Consider the following 18,230-nt stretch of genomic DNA (forward strand, 5'->3'; position numbering starts at 1 on the left):
CCCCGCGGGCGCCCTTGCCGGCGTCCGCGGCGGCCGGTGCCGTCGACCGGGAGCGAACGATGGGGAGCCACCTTTCCGAATATCTGACCCTGATGGCGGTGTTCGCGCTCGCGGCCATCGTCCCGGGGCCGGATTTCGCCATGGTGGCGCGCCAGAGCGTGGTGCACGGCCGGCGCGCGGGCGTGCTCGCCAGCTTCGGCATCGGCGCGGCGCTCCTGTGCCACGCCGGCTATACGCTGGCTGGCCTGGGCCTTCTGGTGGCGCATTCGCTGCCGGCCTTCATGGTGCTCAAGTGGCTGGGCGCGGCCTACCTCGTCTATGTGGGCGTGCGGACCTGGGCGGCGCCGGCCCCTTCGGGCGAGGCGCCCGAAGCTGAAGGACTTGCGCGGGCCGCCGTGTCCGGCCGCCGCAGCTTCGCCCTCGGCTTCCTCACCAATGCGCTGAACCCCAAGGCGGTGCTATTCTTCCTTTCCCTGTTCGGCACCGTGGTGAGCGCGGACACGCCGCTCGCCGTCCAGGGCGTCTACTCCCTTTCTCTCGCCGTGTTCGCCGTCGCGTGGTTCACGGCCGTCACCTTCTTCTTCACCGGGCGGGCCGTTCGTGACGGCCTTTCCCGTTTCGGCCGCTGGTTCAACCGGATCACCGGCGCGCTCCTCATCGGCCTCGGCATCCGGGTCGCTCTGCAAAGGGCCTCCACGGTGCCCTGAGTCGGGCGCGGCGGCCTCTCACCACGAGGGAATTCTCATGTCCTACGATCTCATCGTCATCGGCACCGGCCCCGGCGGCTACGTGGCGGCCATCCGCGCTGCCCAGCTCGGCCTGAAGGTGGCTGTTGCCGAGAAGCGCGGCACCCATGGCGGCACCTGCCTCAACGTGGGCTGCATCCCCTCCAAGGCGCTGCTCTACGCCTCCGAATTCTTCGAGGAAGCCGGCCACAAGTTCGCCGACATGGGCATCGGCGTCTCCGCGCCCAAGCTCGACCTCAAGGCCATGCTGGCCTTCAAGGATCGCGGCGTCGACGGCAACGTGAAGGGCGTCGAGTTCCTGCTGAAGAAGAACAAAGTCGACGTCTACATGGGCGTCGCCAAGATCCTGGCGCCCGGCAAGGTCGAGGTGAAGCTGAACGCCGACGGCAAGGTCGAGACCCTGGAGACGAAGAACATCCTCGTCGCCACCGGCTCGGATGTCGCGCCGCTGCCGGGCGTGACGATCGACGAGAAGCGCATCGTCTCCTCCACCGGCGCGCTGTCGCTGGACAAGGTGCCGGGCAAGCTCGTGGTGGTGGGCGCCGGCGTCATCGGCCTTGAGCTCGGCTCCGTGTGGCGGCGCCTGGGCGCCCAGGTGACGGTGGTGGAGTTCCTGGACCGCATCCTGCCCGGCATGGACGGCGAAGTGGCCCGCTCCTTCCAGCGCATCCTCGAGAAGCAGGGCTTCGCGTTCAAGCTCGGCACCAAGGTCACGGGCGTGGATTCCTCGGGCAAGACCCTGAAGATCTCCGTGGAGCCCGCCGCCGGCGGAGCCGCCGAGGTACTGGAGGCCGACGTGGTGCTGGTGGCCATCGGCCGCATTCCCTACACCGCCGGCCTCGGCCTGGAGGAGGTGGGCGTGGCGAAGGACCCGAAGGGCCGCATCGTCACCGACGCGCACTATGCCTCGTCCGTGCCCGGCATCTACGCCATCGGCGACGTGATCGCCGGCCCCATGCTGGCCCACAAGGCCGAGGACGAGGGCGTGGCCTGCGCGGAGATGCTGGCGGGCAAGGCCGGCCACGTGAATTACGATGTCATCCCCGGCGTGGTCTACACCTTCCCGGAGGTCGCCTCCGTCGGCAAGACCGAGGACGAGCTGAAGGCCGCGGGCATCGCCTACAAGGTGGGCAAGTTCCCCTTCACCGCCAACGGCCGCACCAAGGTGAACAACACCACCGACGGCTTCGTGAAGATCCTGGCCGATGCCGCCACCGACCGGGTGCTCGGCGCCCACATCATCGGCCCCGAGGCGGGCGAGATGATCCACGAATGCGCGGTGCTGATGGAGTTCGCCGGCTCGTCCGAAGACCTCGCCCGCACCTGCCATGCCCACCCCACCCGCTCCGAGGCGGTGAAGGAGGCGGCGATGGCCGTCGAGAAGCGCGCCATCCACATGTGATGCGAAGGGCCCGTGAGCTCGGCTCATGGGCCTTTTGTCAGGTCCTGGGGGCCCGCGCGAAACCTGCCGGGCGCCGGTCAGGGCCGAGGCCGCCTCTGCCCCCGGTCTCATCCGTCGGGTGGCCGCTGGCCTCCGGCTCAATGACATCCGCATTGGCGCGCGCGCCGCTTGAGATACGGGCTGGCCGGGGGAGACCCCGCGCCGGCCCGCTTCGTTTCCGCCGGGGCGGCGCACCAAAAAAGAGCCCCTCGGGACCGGGGTCCGGAGGGGCTTCAAGGAGGTCACTTGGAGTATCGGCAGGGCCGATCGATAGGGTAAACATCCGGTGTTTCGGCTAATAAATGGTTTCTACCGAGGCTCTCGGGGGAGCGTGACGCGGATGGCCTTACTCCGGGGCGTAGGTCACCGCCTCGATGCGCCAGCCGTCGGGATCCTTGAGGAAGGCGGCGTAGTAGCTGTCTCCATATTGAGGCCGTGGGCCCGGAGCGCCGTTGTCGATGCCGCCGTGGGCGAGGCCGATAGCGTGGAAGGCGTGCACGGCGGCGCGGTCCGGCGCGTGGAAGCACAGGTGGAAGCCGGGTGGGCAGGCGATGGGCCGCCCGGCCCGCTCCTCAAGCCAGAAGGGCGCAGAGCCCGGCACGCCCTCGGGCGCGGGCAGGGTGCCGGGCGGCCCCCAGCACGCGGAATCGCCGTCCGGCTCCGCTTCCCGCGCCACCCGCGTGAGGCCGAGTGGCGCCAGCACCGCGTCATAGAAAGCGGCGGCGCGTGCGAGATCCGTGGTTCCCAGCGACATGTGCTCGATGACGGGACGCACCGGCGTCATGACTGGCCTCGATGGCGGAGCGGAGGGGGCCATTTGTTGGCGTTCAACTTTCTTAAAAGACGACATATTTCTGTAAAGGAAAATCACCCGACCGTGCCGCCGCCTCAGGCCCGCGGGTGGGCCGCGCGGTAGGCGGCCATGAGGGCGGCTGTGTCCACCTCCGTGTAGATCTGCGTGGTGGCGAGGGAGGCGTGGCCAAGCAGCTCCTGAATGGCGCGCAGGTCACCGCCCCGCGCCAGCAGGTGGGTGGCGAAGGAGTGGCGCAGCGCATGGGGCGTCGCGCTTTCCGGCAGGCCCAGCGCCCCGCGCATGGCCGCGACCGCGTACTGCACGATGCGCGGCGAGAGGGGCCCGCCCCGCGCGCCCCGGAACAGCGGCCCCTCGTGCGTCAGAACATGGGGGCACAGGCGCTTGTATTCGGCGATGGCCGCGCCCACCGGGGCGATGAGCGGCACCATGCGTGTCTTGTTGCCCTTGCCGGTTACAGTGATCTGGTCGGTGCCCGCCGTCACCGCGCCTGCGGTCAGGCCGAGCGCTTCCGAGATGCGCAGGCCGGCCCCGTAGAGCAGGGCGATGACGGCGGCGTCGCGGGCCAGCACCCAGGGCTCGCGCTCCTCGCCCGCGCGGGTCGCGGGATCGGAAAGGGCGCGGGCGGCGGACATGGAGACCGGCTTCGGCAGGCTCTTGGGAACCTTGGGCGCGCGCACGGCGGCAAGGGCCCCCACCTTGCCCTGGCCCTCCCGCTCCAGGTGGCGGGCGAAGGAGCGGGCGGCGGCGAGCAGCCGCACCAGCGTGCGCGGGGCCACCCCATCGGCCCGGCGGGCCGCCAGAACGGCGCGCACGTCCAGGGGCCTCAGCGCCGCGAGGGCGGGCAGGCCGGGCCGTTCGCCCAGATGCAGCGCGAGCTGCCGCAGCACGGTGGCGAGATCGCGGGCGTAGGCCTCCAGGGTCTTCTGCGACAGCCGGCGCTCGTGGGCGAGGCGGGCGAGCCAGGCTTCCGCCGCCGCCGCGACATCGGGCGCCGCCGCCGACATCAGCCCATGGGCGGCGCGCGCGGCGCGGTCTCGATCGGTCATGGCCATGGCGGTCCTCCCGGTGCCGGAGCATACCCGCGGCGGTGGCTGTTTCTCGCGCAGGATGGAGCCGCCGGGTTTCCATTTCGCTCACGCCCGACCGAACCGTGCGAGCATACGGCCTCGAACTTGCTTCGGGCGCATGGCGCTTTTGCTTCCTCCTGAGACCATAAGCCCATGCCGGTCGATTTCAGCCGCCCCCTGTGTCACTGGCTGCCCACCGCCACCTATGCCGCCTTCCGCCCCGGCCTGCCGGACATGGTGCTGGGCCGGCTGCCGGAGCCGGTTTCCATCCAGGTGGGCCGCGCCTACAAGGGCTGGATCGTGGAGACACCGGCGGAGCATGCCGCCCTGGCGGCTGCCCTGGAGCGTCCCATTCCCCAGCCGGAACCCGGCCGGCTGAATTTCCGCTCCGGCCCCGATGCCACCTGCGCCACACCCTCGCGCGGGGCGCCGTTCGTGGCGCTCTACGCGCCGCCGGCGGCGGGCTGGCCGTTCCTCGTCCTGTCCGCCTGGCCGCAGGAGCGGGAGGGGCGCACGCGCATCCAGCGCGACCGCTACATCTGGGAGGCGTTCGCGCACGAAGCCGAGGCGCAGGCAGAGGCCGAGCGTTTCTCGGTGCTGCTGCCCGGCGCGCCCGTGCTGCTGCAGGCCGCTTAAGGCATTTTCAAGCGAAGCAGATGCCGGTTCGCGTGAAGAAAATGCGTAGTCGCGATAATCAGGAGCGCTTGCCGCGAGCCAATGCGAGCGGAAAGCACTCCAGGGGCGGCAGGGCAGGCGCGGGGCCCCTCCCCAAGGCGAGAGGCGCGGCGGCGGGCGAGGGCTGCGCCCCTCGACATCTGCTGCCGGACACGGCATAGCCCGCGCCATGTCCTCGCCCGCACGGTCCTCGCCGGCCCGCGCCGTTGCCGCGCGCACCTCCATGGTTTCGGCCGCGACCCTCGCCTCGCGGGTGCTCGGCTTCGTGCGGGATGCGGCCACCGCCGCCATCCTCGGCGTGGGGCCGGTGGCGGATGCGCTCACCGCCGCCCTCTCCCTGCCGCTGCTGGCGCGGCGCCTGCTGGCGGAAGGGGCCTTCAACCTCGCCTTCATCCCCGCCTTGGTGCGGGCGGAAGAGGCGGGGCCGCGCGCCGCGCGGGCGCTCGCGGGCGCGGTGCTGCTGGTGCTCGGTGGCGTGCTGCTGGCGCTGGCGCTGGTGGCGGCCTTCTTCATGCCGCAGCTCATCCGCCTGCTGGCGCCCGGCTTCGTGCCCGATGGTGACCGGGCGGAAGTCGCCATCCTGTGCGGGCGAGTGGCTGTGCTCTACCTCCCGCTCGCCGGGCTCGCGGCCATCTATGGCGGCATCGCCAACAGCGCGCACAAGGTGCTGCTGGCGGCGCTGGCGCCGCTCGCCGCCAATCTCACGGTGCTCGCCGTCATCTTCGTGCTGCTGGCGCGCGGGCTGCTGGCGAGCGATACGGCGGCGTTCGCCATCGCCGTCGCCACGGTGGCCGCCGGCTTCAGCCAATGGCTGCTGATGATGGCGGCTGCGCGGGGGTGCCCGGCGCGGCCCGCCGTTCTGCCCGCCGAAGGGGAGCGCGCGCGGCTGCCGTGGCCGGCGGCATGGACGGTGCTGCGCGCCGCGTCGCCCGCCTTGCTGTTCGCCGGGCTCAGCCAGTTTCGAATCATCATCGCTGCCGCCTTCGCCTCGGGCACCGAAGGGGCGGTGGCCGCGCTCAACTATGCGCAGCGGCTGATGGACCTGCCATTGGGCCTCGTGGGCGCGAGCGCCGGGGCGGTGCTGGTGCCGCTGCTCGCCCGCCAGGCGGCCCTTTCCGCCGCGCGTGACGGCCGCGCGGGGGCCGAGGCGGCTTCGAACGCGGTGCTGGCGGCGCTTGCCTTCGCGCTGCCCGCCGCCGCGGGGCTGGCGGCGCTCGCCCATCCCATCGTGGTGGTGCTGTTCCAGCGCGGGGCGTTCGATGCGCAGGATTCCGCGCTCACCGCCACGCTCCTGGCGGTGCTCGCCCTGGCGCTGCCGGCGCAGGGGCTGGAACGCATTCTTTCCGCCACCGCCGCCGCCTCGGGGCTGGTGCGCGGGGCGGAGCGCATTGCCCTTGGTTCCCTCGCCCTGTGCCTTGCCGCCGCGGCGGTGGCCGCGCCGCTGGCCGGGCCTGTGGGGGCGGCGGCGGCGGTCGCGGTCTCCGCCTGGGCGTCGCTCGCCATATTCGGCGTGTTGCTGGCGCGGCGCGGTGCGCTCGCCTTTGATGGGCGCGTGGCTCTGACCGGCCTCGGCCTGGGGGTGGCTGCGCTGCTCATGGGCGGGTGCGTGGCGGCGGCGGATGCGCGCTGGACGCCCGGTGCGGGGGAGCTGGCGCGGGCGGCGCGGCTGGCGGTGCTCGTGGGGCTCGGGGTGGCGGTCTACGGTGGCTGCGCCTTCGCCCTGAAGCGCCTCGTCGGCCGCATGGGGCGCTGAGGGGCGGCCCTCTCTTGCATCGGCGGGGCGGGGGTGGCATGACGCCCCCGTTCCGCATGAAGCCCTGGCGCGGCCCTTTGGCCGCGGGCGTCTCCCGCCCGGGCCGGCACCGCCGGCAGCGCCTTTCCGCTCTCGCGTCCGCTTGGCGTTTCCGGCCGGTCCGGGTCGCTGCGCGGCAGCATGGTTTCATGCGGGAAGGGGCGGGTTCTCCGCCCTTCGATCCAGGATAGCGGGGCGCGGCGCGCCCTTCAGGAGTTCGCCATGGCGGCGGTCGCAGAACGTGTCTTTTCCGGCGTGCAGCCCACGGGCAACCTGCACCTCGGCAATTATCTCGGCGCCATCAAGCGCTTCGTGGAGCTGCAGAACAGCCACGAGTGCATCTATTGCGTCGTGGACCTCCACGCCATCACCGTCTGGCAGGACCCCGAGGAGCTGAAGCGCCACACCCGCGAGGTGACGGCCGCCTTCATCGCCTGCGGCATCGACCCTAAGGCGCACATTGTGTTCAACCAGAGCCAGGTGTCCGGTCACGCCGAGCTGGCCTGGATCTTCAACTGCGTCGCCCGCATGGGCTGGCTCAGCCGCATGACGCAGTTCAAGGAGAAGGCCGGCAAGGACCGCGAGAACGTCTCGGTGGGCCTGTTCGCCTATCCCACCCTCATGGCCGCCGACATCCTGCTCTACCGCGCCACCCATGTGCCGGTGGGCGAGGACCAGAAGCAGCACCTGGAGCTGACGCGCGACATCGCGCAGAAGTTCAACACCGATTTCGCCCCCTCCATCGCCACCGGCGGGCATGGGGAGGGCTATTTCCCCCTCACCGAGCCGCTCATCGCCGGGCCGGCCACGCGCGTGATGAGCCTGCGTGACGGGGCGAAGAAGATGTCGAAGTCGGATGCCTCCGATTTCTCCCGCATCAACCTGACCGATGACGCCGACACCATCGCCGGCAAGGTGCGCAAGGCCAAGACCGATCCCGAGCCCCTGCCCTCCGAGGAAGAGGGGCTGAAGGGCCGGCCGGAGGCGGAGAACCTCGTGGGCATCTACGCCGCCCTTTCGGACGGCTCCAAGGCCCAGGTGCTGAAGGATTTCGGCGGCGGCCAGTTCTCCGCCTTCAAGGCGGCGCTGGTGGATCTCGCGGTGGCGAAGCTCGGCCCGATCGGAGCCGAGATGCAGCGCCTGATGGGGGACGTCTCCGCCATCGACGCAATTCTCGCCGACGGGGCTGAGCGCGCGCGCGTGATCGCCGACCAGACCATCCGCGACGTGAAGGACATCGTTGGCATGGTTCGCGCATGAGCGCGCAGGGCGCCGCAATCGGCGCTCCGCGTCGGATATGAGACGCTGGCGCGGCCGCTTCCGGAGGGATGCGGCCGCGCGCCGGGGCCGGGGCTTTGGCCCAGGCGCCGACATCACGAGAGTTTCCCTGCCGCGCCTCGGTGCGGGGCGGGAGGGCGCCGGGCATTGTCCGGCGTGTGGGATGCAGGCGGGTGAGGGGATTCGTCGGCGGGGCGACTGGGGGCCTTGAGGCACGCGCGGGATTTTGCCCGCCGAAAGCGGGGGAAAAGCGTCATTTTGGCGCGACCCGCAGCCGCAGCGCCCACGCGCCGCGCGACATCACGCACCTTTGACCTGTATCAAGGAGAAAATGAGCCTCACGCGCATGGTGCGCTGGAGGCTCCGTAGGTGCAGTGTCACGCCTCGGCGCAAGGGGTTCTGCAATGTCGACAATCCAAGATCCAATCCCGGCCCCGGCGAAGTCCATGCGGTTCGGGGAGGCCGCCCTGCTGGTGGTCTTCGCGGTATTGGCCTTCCTTTCCATCATCGTGGCGGCGAAGGCCTATAGCCCGGCCTACGCCTTCCACGCCTATCTGTTCGCGGCCGGGTCCATCGCCGCGGTGTTCGCCATCGGCAACCGCTATATGGATCGCCCGGCGGGGGATGTGCCGCAGCTCATCGACGGCAAGCCCAACTACAATTTCGGCGTCGTGAAATTCGGCGTGGTCGCCGCGGTGGTGTGGGGCGTCGCGGGCTTCCTCGCGGGTGACCTTGCCGCCTGGCAGCTCGCCTTCCCGGCGATGAACTTCGACACCTCCTGGCTGTCGTTCGGCCGGCTGCGCCCGCTGCACACCTCGGCGGTGATCTTCGCGTTCGGCGGCAACGTGCTCCTCGCCACCTCCTTCTATGTGGTGCAGCGCACGTCGCATGCCCGCCTCGCGGGTGATCTGGCGCCGTGGTTCGTGATGGTGGGCTACAACTTCTTCATCCTGATCGCGGGCACGGGCTACCTGCTCGGCATCACGCAGTCGAAGGAGTATGCCGAGCCCGAGTGGTATGCCGACCTGTGGCTGACGGTCGTGTGGGTCACCTACCTGCTGGTGTTCGTCGCCACCATCTGGAAGCGCCGCGAGCCCCATATCTACGTGGCCAACTGGTTCTACCTGGCCTTCATCATCACCATCGCGATGTTGCATCTCGGCAACAACGTGACCATCCCGGTGTCCCTCTTCTCGGACAAGTCCTACATCTACTGGTCGGGTGTGCAGGACGCCATGTTCCAGTGGTGGTACGGCCATAACGCGGTGGGCTTCTTCCTGACCGCCGGCTTCCTGGCCATCATGTACTACTTCATCCCCAAGCGGGCTGAGCGGCCGGTCTATTCCTACCGTCTGTCCATCGTCCACTTCTGGGCGCTGATCTTCATCTACATCTGGGCCGGCCCGCACCACCTGCACTACACGGCCCTGCCGGACTGGGCGCAGACCCTGGGCATGACCTTCTCGGTGATCCTGTGGATGCCCTCCTGGGGCGGCATGATCAACGGCCTGATGACCCTCTCGGGCGCGTGGGACAAGCTGCGCACCGACCCGGTGATCCGCATGATGGTGGTGTCCGTGGCCTTCTACGGCATGTCCACCTTCGAAGGCCCGATGATGGCCGTGAAAGCGGTGAACTCGCTCAGCCACTACACCGAATGGACCGTCGGCCACGTGCATTCCGGCGCGCTGGGCTGGGTGGCCTACATCTCCTTCGGCGCCATCTACTGCCTCGTGCCGTGGCTGTGGAACAAGCCGCAGATGTACTCGGTGAAGGCCATCGCCTGGCACTTCTGGATCTCCACCCTCGGCATCGTGCTCTACATCTCCTCCATGTGGGTGGCGGGCATCATGCAGGGCCTGATGTGGCGTGCCTACACCAGCCTCGGCTTCCTTGAGTACTCGTTCATCGAGACCGTCGAGGCCGTGCATCCGCTCTACGTCATCCGCGCCACCGGCGGTCTGCTGTTCGTGATCGGCGGCCTGATCATGGCTTGGAACGTGTGGAAGACCATCAACATGCCGCAGGCGGTGGCCGAGCAGAAGCTCGCCCTCGCCCCCGCGGAATGAGGGAGAACGACCCATGGCGTCGCAAGGCACGTCCATCTGGGCCAAGCACCAGATCTTCGAGAAGCACACCTACTGGTTGATGCTGGGGATCCTCTTCGTGATCTCCATCGGCGGTCTGGTGGAGATCGCCCCGCTCTTCTACCTGAAGAGCACCATCGAGACGGTGCAGGGCATGCGGCCCTACACCCCCCTCGAGCTGGCGGGGCGCAACATCTACATCCGTGAGGGCTGCTACAACTGCCACTCGCAGATGATCCGCCCGCTGCGCGATGAGGTGGAGCGCTACGGCCACTACTCGCTGGCGGCCGAGAGCATGTACGACCACCCCTTCCAGTGGGGCTCCAAGCGCACCGGTCCGGACCTCGCCCGCGTGGGCGGCAAGTATTCGGACGTGTGGCACCAGGAGCATCTGCACAATCCGCGCTCCGTGGTCCCGGCCTCCATCATGCCGGCCTACCCGTGGCTTTCGCAGAACCGCCTGAACGTCAAGCACATCGCGCAGGACATGAAGGTGCTCTCGTGGGAGGGCGTGCCCTACACCGAGGACATGATCGCCAACGCGCAGGCCGACCTGACCACCCAGGCGACAACCGACGCCGACGCCGAGGGGCTGCAGAAGCGCTATCCGAAGGCCCAGGTGCGTGATTTCGACGGCAACCCCGGCGAGATCACCGAGGCCGACGCCCTCATCGCCTATCTGCAGATGCTCGGCACGCTGGTGGACTTCAAGCTCTACGACAATAAAGCGAACGTGAGGTGAGCTATGTCGGAGACTTACCAGTGGCTGGCCGGCATCGCTCAGACCTGGGGTCTGGTGCTGTTCGTGCTCGCCTTCGTTCTGGTGGTCGTCTACGCCTTCTGGCCCGGGAAGAAGCGGCAGAAGGAAATCGACGACGCCGCAAAGATTCCGCTCAAAGAGGATTGATCCCGTGAGCACCAATCAGAATTCCCATCAGGGCCGGCTCGACCCGGTCACCGGCGTCACCACCACCGGGCACGAGTGGGATGGCATCGAGGAGCTCAACAACCCGCTGCCGCGCTGGTGGCTGTGGGTGTGGTACGCCACGATCCTCTGGTCCATCGCCTACTGGATCATGTTCCCGGCGTGGCCGCTGATCTCCTCCGCTACCCCCGGCGTGCTGGGCTGGAACTCGCGCACTGCCGTGAGCACCCAGCTCGACGACCTCAGGGCGCTGCGGGCGGAGAGCACCGCCAAGCTCGCCGATGCCTCCCTGCAGCAGATCGAGGACACCCCCGCGCTGCTGACCCTGGCCCGCGCCCAGGGCCGCGTGGCGTTCGCCGACAACTGCGCCCCCTGCCACGGCCAGGGCGGCGGCGGCGCCGTGGGCTTTCCCAACCTGAACGACGATGACTGGCTTTGGGGCGGCAGCCTCGACCAGATCTACCAGACCATCAGCTACGGCATCCGGTCCGGCGACGATCAGGCTCATGTGGGCTCCATGCCTGCCTTCGGTCGCGACGGCATCCTGACCAAGCCCCAGATCTCCGCGGTGGCGAGCTACGTGCGGACCCTTTCGGGCCTGGACAAGCCCTCGCCTCTCTCGGAGCAGGGCAAGGAGGTCTTCGTGGCCAACTGCGCCGCCTGCCACGGTGAGGATGGCAAGGGTAACCAGGAGCTGGGCGCCCCGAACCTGACCGACAACATCTGGCTCTATGGCTCCGACAAGGCGACCATCGAGTATGCGGTCACCAATGGCCGCGGCAACGTGATGCCGGCGTGGCACAACCGCCTGGATGCGACCACCATCAAGGTGCTGACGGTGTACGTGCATTCCCTCGGCGGCGGTCGCTGACCAGCTTTCAGGTTCAGGAACGCGATGCCCCGGGCGTCCTCCGCCCGGGGTTTTCGTTTTTGCGGAGGGCTGATGCCGGGGCCGGTGATGCGGAGGTCCCGCATGCCCCGCTCGCCCAAAGCGTTTTCCGCTCGCACTGATCGCGGCAATCGTTCTAGATGAATGCCCTCACGCAGTTTGGTTCGCGCGAGACGATGGCGATCTCCCCGCAATCTGCCCTGGTGATGGGCACGTGAGGCGTGGGAATATTCGCGCCGCGGCTTGTGCCACGTGAGCGGGGGCGCCCGTCGGGGCGCGGCTCCCGCGCGGATTGCCGCGCGACGAAATGCCGGTGAGGCCTTTCGACCACATGACAGCGCCACACATTCTAGAGCATGAATATTTTAACGCTCCCAAAGAGGCAAAGGCCCGGGGGAGCCGCAAGAACCCCCGATGCGCGCCAACGCTGGCGGGAAGCGGGGGCCCTTCCGCTGGGGTCATTCTCCGCGTCGCCTCGGGTTTCGCGCCCGCGGTCAAAATTCGGCGATCCATTCATGACTGCCCTGAGCACCAAGCCTGAAACCCACCCCTCCGGCGACGAGCCCAACATCGCCGGGCCGGACGACGATATCCCGCTCTACGAGAGCCGGAAGAAGATCTTCCCGCAGGCCGTGCACGGCCGGATCCGCACCATCAAGTGGGCCGTGCTCATCGTCTCCCTCGCGATCTATTATCTGCTGCCGTTCGTGCGGTGGAACCGCGGCCCCGATGCGCCCGACCAGGCGGTGCTGCTGGACCTGCCGGCACGGCGCTTTTATTTCTTCTTCGTCGAGATCTGGCCGCAGGAGTTCTATTACGTCGCCGGCCTGCTGATTCTCGCGGCGCTCATCCTGTTCCTCATGAACGCGGTCGCCGGTCGCGTGTGGTGCGGCTACATGTGCCCGCAGACCGTGTGGACCGACCTGTTCATGGCGGTGGAGCGGCTGGTGGAAGGCGACCGCCGTGAGCGCATCCGCCTCGATGCCGCGCCCTGGAGCGTGGATAAGGTGGTGCGCCGCACCCTGAAGCACGCCATCTGGCTGCTGATCGCCTGGTGGACCGGCGGCGCATGGGTGCTCTACTTCGCGGACGCGCCGACCCTGGTGAAGGAGCTGGTGACCTTCCAGGCGCCGATGGTGGCCTATGTGTCCATCGGCATCCTCACCTTCACCACCTATTCCCTTGCCGGGTTCATGCGCGAGCAGGTGTGCACGTACATGTGCCCCTGGCCGCGCATCCAGGCCGCGCTGACCGACGAATATGCGCTCAACGTCACCTATTGCTACGACCGCGGCGAGCCGCGCGCGTCGGTGAAGAAGGCGGCGGCGGCGCGGGCGGCGGGGCAGCCGGCGGGCGACTGCATCGATTGCGGCCAGTGCGTGAATGTCTGCCCCACGGGCGTGGACATCCGCCACGGCTCCCAGCTCGCCTGTATCCAGTGCGGCCTGTGCATCGACGCCTGCAACACTGTGATGACGAAAATCGGCCGGCCTGGCGAGCTCATCACCTATGAGAGCGAGGCCAACATGGAGGCGCGGCTTGCCGGCAAGCCCTTCGTGCAGCGCCTTATCCGGCCGCGCACGCTGCTCTACGCGGCGCTCATCGTCGGCGTCTGCGGGCTTATGCTCGGCACGCTGGTGAACCGCTCGACGGAAGGCGTGTCGGCGCTGCATGACCGCAACCCGCTGTTCGTCGCCCTTTCCGACGGTTCGGTGCGAAACGCCTATACGGTGCGCCTCACCAATAAGCAACTGCAGGAACGTACCTTCGCGCTCTCCATCGATGGCGTGCCGGGCGGGCGGCTCGACGTGGTCGGCGACAATGCGGGCAAGCTCGTCATCGGCCCCGACCAGACCCGCGAGCTGCGGGTACTCGTGACCACCCATGACAAGCTGCCGCCTTCCGCCTCACTTCCGCTCATATTCCAGATTCGGGATGTGGCGACGGGCCGGTCGGCGTCGGTGAACGACCACTTCATCGGCCCGTAGAGCGCGCACCGCCGGCCACCAGCCGGCGGGCATCGTTCTGAATCGTTGATCCCGAGCGTCTCCGGGTGAAGGGATATCTCTTCGCCCGGATATGTCGGGGGAGGAAATGGTGGCCGCGCGCGGCCGCGGGGCGATGGAGTGGCGGATGACGGCAGCGGACAGGGGCAAGGCAGGCCCCCGGCGGATCACGGGTGGCATGGTGCTGGCGGGCCTGCTGGCTTTCTTCGCCCTGGTGATGACCGTGAACTTCATCATGGCGCGCTATGCCATAAGCACCTTCGCGGGCCTCGAAACCGAGAGCTCCTACAAGGCGGGCCTGAGTTTCACCAAGGAGTCGAACGCCGCTGAGGCACAGGAGGCCCGCCGCTGGAATGTGGAGGTGGACATCCAGTCGCCCGGCGCCAACGCCCGCGAGGTGGTGGTGCGCGCGCTCGACGATGCGGGACGGCCGCTGTCGAACCTCGACGCGGACGGGCGCTTTGCACATCCCACAGATGCCCGGCGCGACGTGGTGCTGACGCTCCAGCCCCTGGGCGACGGGCGCTATCGCGCCCGCACCGATGCCGGCCCGGGTCAATGGGACCTGGTGATTGATTTCTCGCAAGGCGGGGACCGCCAGTTCCGGTCCAAGAATCGGGTGCAGCTTCCGTAAGCGGCATCTTTGCGCGCGAACCTGCCTCGTGCAGGGAACCCGATGCGGCGACGAGGCTGCGAGGCGGCGGGCCGCGGCACGGCGCCTCACCCTGGAGTACGATGGCGCCCGCGGGTCCTTCGTGTCGGTGGGTCCGTCGTACTCACTTCTGTTTGAGGTCACCACCGCTGCCGCTGGGGCTGGCTTGCGGCACCCGCGGCGAGGTGCGATGCAGGTGCGGCGCCGGCCTTGCGGCCGACCTTCGTGCCATCCGCGTCGCGGGATGGCGGGTGGGGAAACCGGGCGCGTGGCCGTGATGCGCGGATCGACATGGGGGCCGGTGCCGGGGCGGACGATGACTGAGGCGGTCGATTATTCCATCTTCGTGGCCAAGGGTGACGACGGCCTCTCGCAGATGAGCCTCGCCATCGACGGCATCGATTGCGCCGCCTGCATCTCCGACATTGAGGATGGCGTGGGGTCCCTGCCCGGCGTGGTCCGGGCGCGGCTCAATTATTCGACCCATCGGCTCTCCGTCGCCTGGGGCGCGGAGGCGAGCGCCTCGGATGTGGTGGGCAAGCTGGAGCAGCTCGGCTACCGCGCCCATCCCTTCGCCGGCCGCGTGGAGGAGGAAGAGGCGCGCCGTGCCCAATGGCTGCTGCGGTGCCTCGGCGTCGCCGGCTTCGCCATGATGAACATCATGCTGCTGTCCGTCTCCGTGTGGTCGGGCAATGTGAGCGACATCACCCCGGAGACGCGGGACTTTTTCCACTGGATCTCGGCGCTCATCGCGCTGCCGGCGGCGGCTTATGCCGGCCAGCCCTTCTTCCAGAGCGCGCTGCGGGCCATCCGCTCGGGCAAGCTGAACATGGATGTGCCGATCACCATCGGCGTTTCTCTGGCGCTGGGCGTCAGCGTGTTCGAGACGGCGATGGGCCGGCCCCACGCCTATTTCGACAGCGCCATCATGCTGCTGTTCTTCCTGCTGGCGGGCCGCTACCTCGACCATGAGGCGCGCCGGCGCACCCGCGCTGTGGCCGGCAACGTGGCCGCCCTGCGCGGCGAGATGGCGCACCGCCTGGATGCGGCGGGCACGCCTGTGCTGGTGCCGGTGCAGGCGCTGAAGCCAGGGGACCTGATCCTCGTCGCCCCTGGCGAGCGGGTTGGGGCGGACGGCATCGTTGCCTCCGGCAGCTCCAGCGTGGATGAAAGCCTCGTCACGGGCGAGACCCTGCCGCGGGCGCTGGCGGCGGGGGCCACCGTCTACGCCGGCAGTCTCAATGGCGACGGCGCGCTTCAGGTGCGGGTCACCGCCGGTGGCCAGAACACCCTGGTGGACGACGTGCAGCGGCTGCTCGACGGCGCGCTCGCTGCGCGCGGGGCCTATGTGCGCCTTGCTGACCGGGCAGCGCGGCTCTATGCGCCCGTGGTGCACCTCACCGCTTTGCTTTCGCTGACGGGGTGGCTCATCGCGGGGGCGGACCTGCATTTCGCGGTGATGATCGCGGTGGCGGTGCTCATCATCACCTGCCCCTGCGCCCTGGCGCTGGCGGTGCCGGCGGTGCAGGTGACCGCCACCGGCCGCCTGTTCCGCGCCGGCCTGCTCATCAATGCCGGCGATCTCCTGGAACGCCTCGCGACCGTCGATACCGTGGTGTTTGACAAGACGGGTACGCTGACCCAGCCAGAGCCCGCGCTGCGCCTGCCGCCGGGGGCGGACCCGGCGCTGGTGGGCCTTGCGGGCCGGCTCGCCCTGTCGAGCCGCCATCCGCTCTCGCGGGCGGTGGCGGCGCGGGCAGCGGGCGGCGCCCTTGCTGACGTGACCGAGGTGGCGGGCCAGGGCGTGCGCGCCGTGGTGGACGGGGTGGAGCTGCGCCTCGGCAGCCTCGCCTTCTGCGACGCACCGGCGCCGGAAGGCCTGCCGGCCGACGTCTCTCTCATCGCCTTCCGCGCGGGGGCTCGGGCGCTGGTCATCGGCGTGCAGCAGGCGCTGCGGCCCGATGCGGCGGAAGTGGTGGCGGCCCTGCGCGCGCGCGGGCTCGACATCCGCATCCTCTCCGGCGACCGGCCCGAGGCGGTGGCGCCCGTGGCCGCCGCGCTCGGCATCACCGAAGTGGCTGCCGGCCTGAAGCCCGCCGACAAGATCGCCGCGCTTGATGCCCTGAAGGCCGCCGGCCACCGGGTGCTGATGGTGGGAGACGGCCTCAACGACGCTCCGGCGCTTGCCGCCGCAACGGTTTCCCTCTCGCCTGCCACCGGCGCAGCCGTCACCCAGGCGCACGCGGACGCGGTTTTCCTGGGCCGGCGCCTCGCGCCAGTGCTCGCCACCGTGGACGGCGCCCGCAAGGCCGCGCTCCTGATGCGGCAGAACCTGGGCATCGCCATCGTCTACAACGTCATCGCGGTGCCGCTCGCCATTGCCGGCATCGTCACGCCGCTGATCGCGGCGCTCGCCATGTCCGGCTCCTCCATCCTCGTCACCCTCAATGCCTTGCGCGCGGCGCGCCCCGGGCGCAAGGATGGGGAGATCGACGCCACGCAGCTCAAGGAGGCCGTCGCATGAACGTCCTCGTCTTCCTCATTCCGATTGCGCTGTTCCTGGGCCTTCTCGGCCTCGGCGGTTTCCTGTGGAGCCTCAAGAGCGGCCAGTACGAGGATCTCGACGGCGCCGCGCTGCGCATCCTCAACGACGACGATGTGAAGCGATGAGGCAGCAGGCGGCCCAGGCCGAGCCCCGGGCGGGCATGCTGGTCTGCGTGTGCGACCCGCAGTTCGATCCTCCGGCGAACGATAACGGGCCGAAGGCCATTCCCACCTTCGGCCTCGCGCTCGGCTTTGCCTTCGCGGTGCTGGCGCAGACCGTGGCTTCTGCCGCGCTGCCGCTGGCCGGCGCCCTTCTGGCACCGAAGGAGGGGGCATTCGTCAGCGCGCTCGGCACGTCGCCATTGGCGACCTGGCCGTTCGCGGCCATGCTGCTGGGTGCCGCGCTCGCCTCCTTCCCCGCCTCCTTCCTGCGCGATGCCTTCGGCCGGCGCACGGGCTTTGCCCTCGGCGCGTCTCTCGGGCTCGCGGGTGGAGCGCTGCTGGTGGCGGCGCTGTTGCAGCGGCAGTTCGCCTGGGCCTGCCTGGGCGCGCTGTGGCTCGGCATGGCGCAGGGCTTCTCCTTCTTCTACCGCCACGAGGCCGCGGCCGCGAGCGGGCGGCCAGCGGCAGCCACCGCCGGCGTGCTGGCGGGCGGTGTGCTCGCGGCCCTCGCGGGGCCGACCCTGGCCGGGTTCGCCGAAAGCCTCGCGGCGCCTTATTTCCTGGTGGGGGCAGCCGGGCTCGCGGCCCTCGCCCATGCGCTTTCCCTCGGCGTGGCGGTGACGCTGGCGCCCGATCCGCCTCCGGTGTTCCGCCCCAAGGCGGAGGCGCCGCTCAAGGCCATTCTGGGGCCCACCCTGCTTGGCGCCCTCGCATGGTTTGGCATGAGCGCGGTGATGTCTGGCGCGCCGCTGGCGCTCATGGGCTGCGGCATCGGTGAGGCGGCGTTGTTCGGCTTCATCGCGCTGCATGTGGCGGCCATGTACGCCCCTGCGGTGCCGCTCGCCCTGGTGGGAGACCGCGTGCCGCCGCTGGCGCTGGCCGTGGGCGGGCTCGCTTTGGTAGCGCTCGCGGTGCCGCTCCAGCTCTCCGGCTCGGCCGAGGCCATCACCGCGGCGCTGCTGGCGGTGGGGGCCGGCTGGTCGGTGGCGACGGTGGGGTGCACGGCGTGGCTTTTCCGTGGCGGGCGTCCGGGGCGGCTCGCCCTGGCGCTGCACGACGGCACGCTCTTCACCTGCGCCATCCTGGGCGCGCTGGCGGGCGGCCTCCTGTTCTGAGCACCACCTGCCGTGCCATCGGTGGGCACCCTCGCGG

General features: G+C 69.6%; 16 protein-coding genes. 14 read left to right on the forward strand and 2 right to left on the reverse strand.

The window, feature by feature from the left end:
* The first annotated feature begins 59 nt into the window (after positions 1 to 59).
* Positions 60 to 707, forward strand: coding sequence for a LysE family translocator (locus V5F61_RS06095; protein WP_393987935.1), 648 nt, complete (start codon positions 60 to 62; stop codon positions 705 to 707).
* 37 nt (positions 708 to 744) lie between these two features.
* On the forward strand, positions 745 to 2,148 hold the full coding sequence (gene lpdA / locus V5F61_RS06100; protein WP_393987934.1) for a dihydrolipoyl dehydrogenase: 1,404 nt from the start codon (positions 745 to 747) through the stop codon (positions 2,146 to 2,148).
* 385 nt (positions 2,149 to 2,533) lie between these two features.
* Here lpdA and V5F61_RS06105 read toward each other — a convergent pair whose 3' ends face one another.
* Together V5F61_RS06105 and V5F61_RS06110 are read right to left on the reverse strand one after the other, a co-directional pair.
* Entirely contained in the window at positions 2,534 to 2,971 is a 438-nt protein-coding gene (locus V5F61_RS06105; protein ID WP_393987933.1) for a VOC family protein, read from the reverse strand.
* Positions 2,972 to 3,075: 104 nt separating this feature from the next.
* A complete protein-coding gene (locus V5F61_RS06110; RefSeq protein ID WP_393987932.1) occupies positions 3,076 to 4,053 on the reverse strand; it encodes a tyrosine recombinase XerC in 978 nt (325 codons plus the stop codon).
* Positions 4,054 to 4,221: 168 nt separating this feature from the next.
* Here V5F61_RS06110 and V5F61_RS06115 point away from each other — a divergent pair, with 168 nt between their 5' ends.
* From V5F61_RS06115 to V5F61_RS06170, 12 genes are all read left to right on the forward strand, one after another.
* Positions 4,222 to 4,704 (forward strand): hypothetical protein, encoded by a 483-nt coding sequence (locus V5F61_RS06115; RefSeq protein WP_393987931.1) that lies wholly within the window; start codon positions 4,222 to 4,224, stop codon positions 4,702 to 4,704.
* Between the two features lie 208 nt (positions 4,705 to 4,912).
* Positions 4,913 to 6,496, forward strand: coding sequence for a murein biosynthesis integral membrane protein MurJ (murJ, locus tag V5F61_RS06120; protein ID WP_393987930.1), 1,584 nt, complete (start codon positions 4,913 to 4,915; stop codon positions 6,494 to 6,496).
* Between the two features lie 261 nt (positions 6,497 to 6,757).
* Positions 6,758 to 7,795, forward strand: coding sequence for a tryptophan--tRNA ligase (gene trpS / locus V5F61_RS06125; RefSeq protein WP_393987929.1), 1,038 nt, complete (start codon positions 6,758 to 6,760; stop codon positions 7,793 to 7,795).
* Positions 7,796 to 8,259: 464 nt separating this feature from the next.
* Positions 8,260 to 9,882, forward strand: a complete 1,623-nt coding sequence (ccoN, locus tag V5F61_RS06130) for a cytochrome-c oxidase, cbb3-type subunit I (protein WP_394104016.1) — start codon at positions 8,260 to 8,262, stop codon at positions 9,880 to 9,882.
* A 13-nt stretch (positions 9,883 to 9,895) separates the two neighbouring features.
* Positions 9,896 to 10,642: a cytochrome-c oxidase, cbb3-type subunit II gene (gene ccoO, locus V5F61_RS06135; protein ID WP_393987927.1), complete on the forward strand. Its 747-nt coding sequence runs from the start codon at positions 9,896 to 9,898 to the stop codon at positions 10,640 to 10,642.
* 3 nt (positions 10,643 to 10,645) lie between these two features.
* On the forward strand, positions 10,646 to 10,807 hold the full coding sequence (locus tag V5F61_RS06140; RefSeq protein ID WP_393987926.1) for a cbb3-type cytochrome c oxidase subunit 3: 162 nt from the start codon (positions 10,646 to 10,648) through the stop codon (positions 10,805 to 10,807).
* 4 nt (positions 10,808 to 10,811) lie between these two features.
* Positions 10,812 to 11,696, forward strand: coding sequence for a cytochrome-c oxidase, cbb3-type subunit III (gene ccoP, locus V5F61_RS06145; protein ID WP_393987925.1), 885 nt, complete (start codon positions 10,812 to 10,814; stop codon positions 11,694 to 11,696).
* 533 nt (positions 11,697 to 12,229) lie between these two features.
* Positions 12,230 to 13,702, forward strand: a complete 1,473-nt coding sequence (gene ccoG / locus V5F61_RS06150) for a cytochrome c oxidase accessory protein CcoG (protein ID WP_393987924.1) — start codon at positions 12,230 to 12,232, stop codon at positions 13,700 to 13,702.
* A 145-nt stretch (positions 13,703 to 13,847) separates the two neighbouring features.
* The gene (locus V5F61_RS06155) at positions 13,848 to 14,354 is read left to right on the forward strand and encodes a FixH family protein (protein ID WP_393987923.1); all 507 of its coding nucleotides are present in this window, start codon (positions 13,848 to 13,850) and stop codon (positions 14,352 to 14,354) included.
* 334 nt (positions 14,355 to 14,688) lie between these two features.
* Positions 14,689 to 16,896, forward strand: a complete 2,208-nt coding sequence (locus tag V5F61_RS06160) for a heavy metal translocating P-type ATPase (protein ID WP_393987922.1) — start codon at positions 14,689 to 14,691, stop codon at positions 16,894 to 16,896.
* Complete coding sequence (ccoS, locus tag V5F61_RS06165) at positions 16,893 to 17,042, forward strand: cbb3-type cytochrome oxidase assembly protein CcoS (protein ID WP_393987921.1); 150 nt, start codon at positions 16,893 to 16,895, stop codon at positions 17,040 to 17,042. The genes V5F61_RS06160 and ccoS overlap by 4 nt, the downstream gene beginning before the upstream one ends.
* Entirely contained in the window at positions 17,039 to 18,193 is a 1,155-nt protein-coding gene (locus V5F61_RS06170; protein WP_393987920.1) for a hypothetical protein, read from the forward strand. The genes ccoS and V5F61_RS06170 overlap by 4 nt, the downstream gene beginning before the upstream one ends.
* Positions 18,194 to 18,230: the final 37 nt, after the last annotated feature.

The sequence above is a fragment of the Xanthobacter sediminis genome, from assembly GCF_043195015.1.
In the GTDB taxonomy this organism is placed as follows: Bacteria; Pseudomonadota; Alphaproteobacteria; order Rhizobiales; family Xanthobacteraceae; genus Xanthobacter.